Below are 1973 nucleotides of genomic sequence, written 5' to 3'. Positions count from 1 at the left end.
GTTCTCGACGGTACGGGCGGCCGTCGCCGTCGCCTCCGCCCGCAGGCGCTTCGCCTCACGCTGCGCCGACTCGCGTACGACCCTCGCCGCCGCCTCGGCCTGCTCGACCGTCAGCCGCGCCTCGCTCCGGCCCGCGCCGAGCACCTGCGCGCTCTCGCTCTCGGCCAGCACCAGCAGCTTCCGCGCCCGGTCGCCCAGCGCCTCGTACGTCTGCGGCGGACGGGACTCGGCCTCGGCTCGCAGCCTCTCCATCTCGCCGGTCATCTGCTCCACGAGGGCGGTGAGCCTGGCGGCACGCTCCCAGTCCTCACTGGAACGCCCGATCAGGCGGGCCACCCTCCTGTCGACCTGCTCGGGCCGGTAGCCCCGGCCCCGTACAACGGCGAAGGCATGCGGCGACGCACCCATATCGAGCCCCTTACCTCAGCAACACAATCCGGCGGACGCACATCCTTCTCGATCCGGCCGAAGCGGTCATAACGTGCGCGCGCTCTGAGGAGGCCGAGAACGGGGCACCGCGGCACGGATGAAGAGGGAGCGGGCGCCCCCTTCCGGACGCGATCCGGGCCCTGACTTGGCGTGATCCGGCAGACGCCCGGCACAGCAGAAGTCCCGCCGCCCGTCAGCACACCCAGGACAGGGACCATCCGTGAGGGTGACGGGCGACGGGACCGGATCCGCCGCAAAGAGTGAACGGCGCCTCCGCGTGAACCACCGCGAAGGCGCCGCAACCTGCTGCCGCCCGGAAAACCGGGCGGCACTCAAGGGACGCGCGTCAGAACAACCCGTCCCACATCTGCTCCAGCAGCACCGCCCACCAGTTCTCCGGTGAAGCGAGCGCCGCGGGGTCCAGCGCGGCCAGCTGGGACTGGAAGTCGACCGTCCAGCGGCCCGCCTGCTCCTGCGTCAGCCCGTACCTCAGCGGCCACATCCGGCCCAGGGCGCCCAGGCAGCGCACGAACTCCGGCAGCCCGTTGTTAACGAACTGCGGCTGCGCGGGCTGCCCGTCGGCGGCGGCCTCCAACGGCACGGCCACGATGTGCGCCGTCCCGTACTGCACGCACATCTGACGGCCGAAGTCGTTGCCCATCACCAGATACGAACCCGCGTCGGCGCCCGGCTGGACGCCACGCTCCTGTGCGAGTTCGGCGAGGGTCGGCACCGGACGGCCCGGCTGCGCCTGCCCCCAGAAGAACGGGCTCACATCCACCGGCAGCCCCGCCCACACGAGCGTCTGCCCGACGACGTCGGGCACACCCTGCCGCGAGACGGAGTGCTGGTCGAAGCGGAAGACGCCCTGCGGCCCGAAGGCCTGCATCAGCTCGTGCCCTATGGCGTCCGGCGGGACGGGCGGCACGGGCGGGATCTGGTGCTGCGGCGGCAACGGCACGCGGAACGGGGCAGGGCGGGCCGGGCCGTCGGCGACCTGATGCAACTCGCCCTGGTGCTCCAGCAGATGGCGCATGCCCTGCTGCCGCGAGGCGTGGTCGCGTCCGTAAGGGGCGGTGTGCGTGACACGCACCTGCGGCCAGGTCTCGCGGACCATACGGGCGCAATAGCCGCCCGGCAGCTCGCAGGACTCCAACTCGGTGTGCAGCTCGACCACTTGCTGCGGCGGCACGTTCATGTTGCGCAGCTCGTGCAGGATCTGCCACTCCGGGTGCGGAGTGCCGGGGGCGGAGCGCCGGATGAGCTGCTGCTCGGAACCGTCCGGCGCGCGGTAGCTGAGCACCGCCATGTAGCCCGGGCCGACCGTGGGCTGACCGGAGGGCTGCTGCGGGTAGCCGTACGCGGGCGGGGCGCCCGGAACGCCGGGCGCACCGGGCGGAGGCCCGGCGGGCGGACCCTGCGGGAAGCCGTACGCCTGCGGCGGCGGACCGGCGGGAGCACCTGGCATCGCGGGCGGCGCACCGGGTGGAGGCCCGGGCGGCGCGGGGGCACCGGGGCCGCCAGGCGCAGGGCAGGCCAGCATC

General features: G+C 73.3%; 1 protein-coding gene and 1 pseudogene. Both read right to left on the bottom strand.

The window, feature by feature from the left end; translation table 11 throughout:
• Positions 1-408 (bottom strand): annotated as a pseudogene (locus H5J26_RS30545) (cellulose-binding protein); the annotation flags it as partial.
• Between the two features lie 367 nt (positions 409-775).
• A partial coding sequence (locus tag H5J26_RS30540; protein ID WP_181769192.1) for an SUKH-4 family immunity protein occupies positions 776-1973 on the bottom strand: 1198 nt, incomplete at its 5' end.

Source organism: Streptomyces albidus (ex Kaewkla and Franco 2022), assembly GCF_013870515.1.
Classification (GTDB): Bacteria; Actinomycetota; Actinomycetes; order Streptomycetales; family Streptomycetaceae; genus Streptomyces; species Streptomyces albidus.
The sequence above is the reverse complement of the archived record's forward strand: the minus strand, read 5'-3'. Positions and strand labels throughout refer to the sequence as shown.